4 protein-coding genes are annotated in these 8,942 nt (G+C 49.5%); 1 reads left to right on the forward strand and 3 read right to left on the reverse strand.

Annotated features, from left to right (window positions below; all coding sequences use genetic code 11):
• The 3 genes from NC796_RS26120 to NC796_RS26130 all read right to left on the reverse strand — a co-directional run.
• The coding region (locus tag NC796_RS26120) for a transposase (RefSeq protein WP_310688801.1) at nucleotides 1–279 on the reverse strand (279 nt) is incomplete at its 3' end.
• Between the two features lie 922 nt (nucleotides 280–1,201).
• Nucleotides 1,202–1,900 carry a DNA-binding domain-containing protein gene (locus NC796_RS26125; RefSeq protein WP_310688798.1) on the reverse strand — a complete coding sequence of 233 codons (699 nt, stop codon included), beginning with the start codon at nucleotides 1,898–1,900 and terminating at the stop codon, nucleotides 1,202–1,204.
• A gap of 1,994 nt (nucleotides 1,901–3,894) precedes the next feature.
• A complete protein-coding gene (locus NC796_RS26130; protein ID WP_310688799.1) occupies nucleotides 3,895–7,548 on the reverse strand; it encodes an FG-GAP-like repeat-containing protein in 3,654 nt (1,217 codons plus the stop codon).
• A gap of 58 nt (nucleotides 7,549–7,606) precedes the next feature.
• Between NC796_RS26130 and NC796_RS26135 the strand changes: the two genes are divergently transcribed.
• Nucleotides 7,607–7,759, forward strand: a complete 153-nt coding sequence (locus tag NC796_RS26135) for a hypothetical protein (RefSeq protein ID WP_310688800.1) — start codon at nucleotides 7,607–7,609, stop codon at nucleotides 7,757–7,759.
• Nucleotides 7,760–8,942 lie beyond the last annotated feature (1,183 nt).

Here is an 8,942-nt window from a genome sequence, read left to right on the forward strand (position 1 = left end):
ATAGGCCTTATCCAAGATTCCATAATAGGTGCCTTCCCGGCGACACCGGGTCTTAAGCTCTTTGCTGGGATAGGCCTTATCGCCGAAAATGGCCCGCTCGTCACCACTGAGCAGGGCCTCCAGCTGGCGGGTAATCTCAGCGAATAGCTCCTCCACCAACTCCTCGGTGGCCAGGGCCTGGCGAAACCGCCAGAAGGTGGAAAAATCGGGTACCTGCTGGTCGAGCGGCAACCCGGCAAAGCGGCGAAAACTGAGCCGGTCGATGAGCTGGTCCTCCAGCTGCGGGGTCGCTTAGTTGGTACAGGTGCTGCAAAAACAGCCCCCGGATCATCCACCGCACGGGCTTGCGGGGCTGCCCGCCGGCCGGGCCGGTCTTGTCGATCTTGCGGCCAATCTCGTAGAGCGGTTCCCAGTCGATCCACTCGTCAATTTCGGCCAGGCGTTCGGTTGAACGGCTAATTTGACCAGATTGGGTTGCCCACTGATCCAGAATGCTTAGCTGGTGGCGCTTATCGGACATAACAAAATACCATTTGGGTGAAATATTGGCGATGTTCGATCAGACCTATTGGTTTTGCGACACAATCGCTAAATCAGGGGTTCTGCAAAGCCCCCACATAATATGATGTGTGATTATAGCGTGGGACCATGCTTATCGGTGTAGGAGCAGTGCGATGTTGATATGATAGTTAGGGGTACTATATCAGGCGACGGGGCAATCTTTTTTTGTCCCACTAATCGAGAGAGTGCCACGGGATTGGTCCCATTGGTTCTGCCCCCCTTGGTCGGGCGTGTAATTTCGTCCCGGCAGGTGCAATATCCTGCTGATGTTACGATATGTACGGTCAGTTAACACCATAGGCCATCATGAAAAAAATAAACCCTATTGGGTTTTAGCATATTACCCCTATGGGATCAATTGTCTTTCCCCTACGGGGAAAATCGATTTAGCCCTATGGGGATAATTGGTTCATAGCGATAGGGAAAGGTAGTGTTATAAGCATAAGTATAAGGTGCTTATATCTATAGGTATGGGACCGTTGTAGGGTAGATATGAGACCGTTGTAACCGTAGGGATGAGCCAGTTATAACTATGGGTTAAGACACTTAAAAGCATAGGGATAATCGTCTTATAACTATAGGGCCGCATGCCTGAAAGGGATGGCATGCGGCCCGTTTGGATTTTGTCCTTGTATGGCCGTCAGGCGACGGTGAGGGTGGCATCCAGGGCTCCTGTGCGGAGTCCCTTGGTATTGTGGAGCTTGGTCCGCACCTCCATGGTATACTCCCCGCTGGCCAGTCCCTCCGGCACCCGGAACCCAAGCTTGGAGGGACTGTTTTCTACAAACTCCTCGACCTTGGTTTCGGCCCCGTCCGAGGCGACCAGGAACAGCCCCTGGTCAGGGTCTTCAGGGTCAAACTTCAGCAGCTCGCCCACCAGCCGGCCGGTATGACTTGGGCTCAGCGTCTCGTTGGTGGTGTCACTGCCGTTGTCATAGTACCGCAGCAGTTTGGGCTTGGGGCTCGCGGGGCTCACCTTCTCCACGCTGATCCGCTCGGCAAGACGCTTCACGCGCATCCCCGGATTCACGTTTAGCTTCACCTCGTGCCGCCCGGGATCAAAGCTGTCAGTGGGCCCGGTAAACACCCCGGATATGGCCCCGCTGATCCGGAACAGCGGCGTGTTGATGCTGCCGCCTCGCAGCAGGATCTGGGCTATGGCGGCCTCAAACTCTTCGAGCACGGACAGCGTATCGGCCCTGGTAACGGTAGAACCGCGGGTGGCCATAAAATCGACGATCTCTTCTAAGCTGTGGCTGTCTTGGTCGCGCACTACGGCAAGGTAGTCGTTGGAATTTTCAGTTAAATGATTTTCATATAACGAGTATGTAAGACTCATTTGTTAACTCCCGTTTATTAATAATTTTAACTCTAATGATAAGTTGAAAGATCTGTCTCTTGACGGATCTCCCCTCGTCCTTATAGATAGGTTTCAGGGCAAATCCTTACAGAATAATTTGAAACGGCTGTTTTGGGTGTTGGTAAGGGACTGTTCTGCCGGACTTTATGGATAAAATTAATTTTGGGCGTTTTCCTCTTTTTCGGGTGGATCGGGTTTTTAGGGGAGGTTGGATTGTTGGTGGCCTGGTTGTTCTTTTTTTTGCTCTTTTACCGTTAGAGGTGTCCATTTTTTTAGCGACAAAAAAATGAACGAAAAAAGTCGCCGGCTGAGGAAAACCTTCCCTGAAGGGCACTCCGTTCCGCTAAAAAAATCACAGATTTTTTCTTAACGCTTTCCGTCGCTTCCTTCCGGGCGGTCAGCTTTTCCAAGGCCGAGGTGGATCTGGGTTACCCATGCTAGTTTCGGGCACTTTGTTAAACAAAAATTTCGAAAGGTGGGGAGATGGGACTTTTGACCTTCCGACCTTGGACTTTTGGACCTTGACTTGGATTAACACTTCAACATCTCAACGATTCAACGCTTCAACGGATTCCTTACTCCATGGAACCGTTCATTTTTTCAATGAAGAAAATCCGCCGGTAGTCGGACTAAAGAACTTCCATCAAAAAAAACACCGGGGTGATTTATTCCCCTTTCCCGAAAGCCTGCGGGATAAAAGAAATCTAGATATTCCCGGTTTTGTGACTTTTCTGGACGCAGAGCGTCATCCTGGGGTACCGCCGCAGAGCGAACGGTACCAAGCACTGTGAGGTGTAAGAAATTGCTTCAACAATTCAACAACTTTCAACCTTTAACCTTCCCACCTTCGAGGTTCCGACTTTTGGACCTTCGCCCTTTTGATGAACAATTCAACGTCTCAACAACTCAACAACTCAACATCTTGAAGCCACAGATTTCTAGTTGCAATAAAACATTCAATTGTGGGGTGGTATAATGTGAACATGATGGGGTTCCGGAGCCCAGAGAATCCCTGCAGGTAGTATCAGAACAATTTAGCTATGAGCCAAAGCAGTAATCCCTTTTATTTGCAGGATAGATCAATATCTGGGATTCTTTGGCGACTTTTTGGTTCTAGTTCGTAAGTCCGACTCCCGGCGGATTTGGTCGTACAAAAAATGAACACCACCACCGGAGATTAGCCCTAATAAAATAACTGGGAGGTATTATCGATATGAAGTATTCATTTTTTTAGTGATAAAAAAATGAACGAAAAAAGTCGCCGGCTGAGGAAAACCTTCCCTGAAGGGCACTCCGTTCCGCTAAAAAAATCACAGATTTTTTCTTAACGCTTTCCGTCGCTTCCTTCCGGGCGGTCAGCTTTTCCAAGGCCGAGGTGGATCTGGGTTACCCATGCTAGTTTCGGGCACTTTGTTAAACAAAAATTTCGAAAGGTGGGGAGATGGGACTTTTGACCTTCCGACCTTGGACTTTTGGACCTTGACTTGGATTAACACTTCAACATCTCAACGATTCAACGCTTCAACGGATTCCTTACTCCATGGAACCGTTCATTTTTTCAATGAAGAAAATCCGCCGGTAGTCGGACTAAAGAACTTCCATCAAAAAAAACACCGGGGTGATTTATTCCCCTTTCCCGAAAGCCTGCGGGATAAAAGAAATCTAGATATTCCCGGTTTTGTGACTTTTCTGGACGCAGAGCGTCATCCTGGGGTACCGCCGCAGAGCGAACGGTACCAAGCACTGTGAGGTGTAAGAAATTGCTTCAACAATTCAACAACTTTCAACCTTTAACCTTCCCACCTTCGAGGTTCCGACTTTTGGACCTTCGCCCTTTTGATGAACAATTCAACGTCTCAACAACTCAACAACTCAACAATTCAACAATTCAACTTCTTTCAACCTTAGACCTTCCGACCTTAGACTTTCTGACCTTCACCCCTACTCTCTACTTAACACTTAACACTTTCAACTTAATATCTAACACTGTATTCCCATTTGCCTGCCTCCGCCTGAACTGTTTTGGTGGTCCCATCGAACCAGGAGACCTCAATGGCAGTCACCTCCTGTTCATAGCCTAATACCTGCACCGCACTGGGTTGGGAACGGTAGCCGGTGCCCGCTTTTATCTCACGCCACGGACCTTTGGTATCGTCCTGGTATACCACCCGGATTCCTGAACCGAGGGCATCGCGGTTTGCTTCCGGTCCAATTAGTCGAACAACATAGCCCTGCTTTTCGGTTTGGTTGAGGTAAAGCTTCGTTTCATCTTCGTTCTGGGAGACAGCCAGGTCCGTCTTTCCATCGTTGTTGAAATCAGCAACGGCCGCCCCGCGCTGGTCGCCGTAGACCATGATGCCGCTCTCCTGCCCTTTGACAACCTGGAATCCCCCGCTACCATCCCCTTCCAGGAGCAATCCCCGCCCCGCATCGGTCCTTGGAGTGGAAGGCGGGAACAGGAAAAAGTTTTGTGTTAGGAACAGGTCTTCATTGCCGTCATTGTTAAAGTCGGCCACTGAGCTATGGAATGCTGTGCTAAACTGGGCTTCTGTGGGAAGTGGGCGTGGTTCAAAGCCCTGGTCCGTATTCAGGAAGATCATGTGTTGCAACGTGTTGATCTCCTTGGATGGAACCCTGCTGAAATCCTGCCCGAATACCTCATTCAGTGAAGCGCTGGCAAAGGTGCTGTGGGTATTTACATTGCGATAAATAAACGGCATGGAATCAAACTCGTACATCTTCTTCCGGGTTACATACTGGCTTTGTCTCTCATCAAAGTAGGCATCGATGATATCCAGTGAGCCGTCCATGTTAAAATCCTGGTAAAACAGTTTGAGGGGTTCACTGACATCGTGCTGGTAGACACTGTTCGTCCCGATGTTAGTGGCAACGATATCCGGTCGACCGTCACTATTAAAATCGCCGGTCGTGATCCCGTTCCACCACCCTTTGTAGGCATTGAGTCCATATTCCGAACTAGCATCATTAAAGTTACCGTTACTGTTTTCCAGGAGGAGAAGGGAATCCCATTCCCGGCTGAGGAGCAGATCCGGGTCCCCGTCCCGGTCGATATCACTGAATGTTGCCCCGGAGACCAACCCGATGTTATTTAGTTTTCGGGAATTGACCTGGTCGAGCACAAAATTTCCCTGCTCATTAATGAAGAGCCGTGACGAGGCATCTTCGGGATAACGGCCCGGGTTAAAGCTCCCGCCAACAAAAAGGTCTATGTCACCGTCGCCGTCATAGTCGGCGGCAGCCAGTGGACCGGTAGTGGAAAGGATTCCCGGTATCTGCTTTTCAGCAACCGTTTGGTTTACAGCAACCGCAAATTGATGTGCAGATGGCATGTCAATATTGCCCTGTTCCAGGTTGGCACTACCCACCATGAGCTGTGTGCGACCTGCTTCGCCCCACCCTATCACAGTCGACTGATCGCCTGCCGCCTGGTTGGATATCCCCTCCAGGGTTGTTGGAGTGAAGGTCCCGTCGCCGTTGTTGGCAAACAACCCGAGCCTCCCTCCTTTGCCCGAGGTCACAAACAGGTCGTCGTCACCGTCCCGGTCATAGTCGATCCAGGAGACGCCCGGTCCCTGCCGGCTAATTTTCTTGGGAAGCAGTGGTTGTATACTGAAATCCTCAAATGGATCTTCATGGTGCGTGTGGTCAATGCGATCTGAGACATCTTCAAAAAGATGGGAGCTCGCGACCTTCTGCTCCTCGTTAACAGTTGTTTTCCCTGCTCCCGCCGGTTCATCCACCTGGTAGATCCTGTTTGCATGGACACCTTCAATAGTGCTTGTCTTGCCATCAGGCCAGTGGACCGTAAGGGTGTGATCGGTATTTCCTTCGCTGGCGGCAAACCAGACCGCCTTTTGTGAACTGGATACATAATCACCGCCGGAAGTGATCTCTTTTTGCTGCACCACCGGTCCCCCCTCCAGTTCTATTTTGGCTCCAATGGCCGAGGTATTGGGCTCCGAGCCGTTTAGTTGTACCGCAATTCGCGGGGCGTTGGACTGGTTTTCAAACACGGAAGCAGCTTTGTTCAGGCGGTTTATTACAAAGTCCGGGTCCCCGTCATTATCGAGGTCAGCCACGGCCAGCCCATGCGAGATGTCTTCCTCTTCAAATCCCCATTCACTGCTTTTATCGGCAAAGGTCAAATCCCCGTTGTTCTTGATCATCTTGTTTGGCAGGTCCAGCACCGGGTATTCCAGGAGCGCACTTGATCCCGGCTTTACCTGGTCCCGGCGCTGCATCTCCATCTGGGTATCCATATCCTGGTAGTCGTTCCCGTTGCCGGTGGTGATAAGCAGATCTTCAAAACCGTCCAGGTCGATATCCAAAAATTTAGTGGCCCACGACCACTCGGTAGCCTCCAGGTTACTGTAATATGCGATCTCGGCAAAGGTATGGTCTCCCCTGTTCAGGTACATCGAATTCTGGTTGTACTGGGGACGCCCGTCTATTGGATCGAGGTAATCCGAGAATTGCCGCATGTTACGCTGGTGATCGGCACTCAACATCTCGGTCACAAATATATCAGTCATCCCATCCCTGTTGATATCAGAAAAGTCGACGCCCATGGAGGAGAAACTCATGCTGCGGATAGCGTTCCGCTGGATACCTTTGAACGTTCCGTCCCCCTGGTTGATCCATATCCTATCGGGTGTCCAAAAGTCATTGGCTACATACAGGTCGGGCAGCATGTCCCTGTTGATGTCGTGAAACTTTGCCGTCAATCCCCAGTCGCGGGGCAGGCCTTTGGGATTTTCATTGTAATCCAGGAATCGCTGCTTTATATCTTCCGCCCTTTGAAAATGACCGCTTCCATCGTTGATATATAGCTCATCCTCCTCGCCATATTCATTCCGGTAGGATTGCCCGTCCGTTTCTATAATCCCATAATATTTGTTATATGGGGGGATAACCACCAGCGAGTCCCCCTGCATTTTGACTGTGTTTTTTGGTATTAGTTCTTCAGCCGTAAAAATATCACGTGCCGTTTTCAGCTTGTAATTCGTTACATAAAGGTCGAGGTCTCCATCGCCGTCAATATCCGCCAACGTCATTGTATTACTACCCTTGGAGGAGCCGAGTCCGCTATCCTGCCGAAGCTCAAAATGTCCCTGCCCGTCATTGATGTATAGCTCGTTTCCTTCTGTGAGTGAGGTTATCAGCAAGTCCTGATCGCCGTCCCCATCAACGTCTTCAAATACAACGCCGGAGGTATTATATCCTTCGTGAGCAACACCCGCCTCGTCTGTAATATTTCTAAACTGCAACCCTCCCAGGTTTTTATACAGCTTGTTTGGTCCATTGAGTTGCCCGAAATAGAGATCGATGAGTCCATCCCCATCCACGTCAGCGGCCGCTACCCCCGAACCGTTCAGGTAATTCCTGTTCTCCGTAACATCCTCATCTGAAACACGGTTGGTAAAATTGATATTGGTAGTGGAGGGATCCAGCTGGCGGAAACCAGTACTGCCAAAGAAGCCGGTCGAAAGCTCGGCCCACCGGTGGCCATCTTCCTGGTTCCATTGAAGCTCATTTTGCGAAGAGCACCCCGTTATTAAACCGCCGATTACCAATAAGAGCAGAATAGATCTAACGTATTTATACAACACAGTAGAGTGAGTTAGCGAAGAGTTTATTTCAGAAGGCTTTTTAAAACCGCGGTATATGAAACTGTCATCGCGTCCGCCAGCTGGCGGATTGGGGCGTGGCGATCCCCACACTAGAGGAGATTGCCGCACTCCATTCACTTCGCACACCTTTGCCGAGGCTACGGTGCACTCCGTTCATTCCGTTCGCAATGACACCAGGGTATTTTAAAGCCCTCTTCCAGGAAAAAACCTGCGTATTGCCAATGAGAATAGATTTAACAAAAAAGAGTAACACTACCAAATATAACCTAGGTTTGACATAAGAAACACTCAAAATGGTAACTGTCATCGCGAGGAGACATTATACATATTTGTTGGCTCAACGATGAGGTCGACGTGGCGATCTCCCCGTCTGTTTTCTGTTCACCCGCCGGGAAATTGCCTCCCGACAGGTGTCGGGATCCCGATGGTCACTTAATCCCTCCCAATGACAGGTTTTATCTCGAACTGACATTAAATAATAATTGTCACCCGCAATAAGGTTTTAATGATGACCGATTATCCTGCATGTAAGATCATTTAATTTCACATTTCACCCATTGGAATCAGGATGGACAGGATTAAAGGATTTTCCGGATTCCTTCTCAGGTAAACATTGCCATCCTGCAGATCCTCTAATCCTGTAAATCCCGTTCTAATTTTTCCCCTATGGTCGCATAATCCCTCCTGATGAGAGATTTTATATCGAACTGACGTAAATATAAGATTATAAAGGTGTAGCAGAATGAATATCCCGGGTAACATTCTCGGATCCTTTTATCTATGGTCTCGTTCATTTTTTCAACGACGGAATCCGCCGGGAGTCGGACTAAAGAACTGAGTGCTCCCTGCACTGGAAGTACAGGGGTTCGCGGTAGGACTGAAAGTACTTCTCCTTTCCAAACATTACCCTCTTTTCTACAAGAAAGCGGATTCCTCATCTCCAACTGGAGTACCTTTAAGGACTTTGCAACTATCCGTTGTGGTGCAGTGCATCCCCTTGCACCCCCTTCCAGGAAAGATGTCAGCCATGCAAGAAAAATTCCCCCATCGAAGAGCCTGTCCCGAACACTTTCGGGAGGACGCAGGGGGATGTAGCCAATATTGAATCAGTTTCACCATAAATTGATGGGCAGCTTATTGCCCGACAGCTACAAGAAATGGTCACTGCCAAAGCCAGGAGATTTCAAGCCCGTGGGGAGAGCAGCACATCCCCCTTTTTCTTCGGCTCGGGCCGAATTCATTTCCCCCTTCGATGTCCAGACCGGGGACATCCTTTACAGGTGTTCGGAGACATCCTTTACACTTTGCAGGGCGCTTATATTTTGTATGATGACCTCCAAAAAGGAGGCTGTTTTGCCCTGGGAAAACCA

Source organism: Aliifodinibius sp. S!AR15-10, assembly GCF_031569985.1.
In the GTDB taxonomy this organism is placed as follows: domain Bacteria; phylum Bacteroidota; class Rhodothermia; order Balneolales; family Balneolaceae; genus JAMQKA01.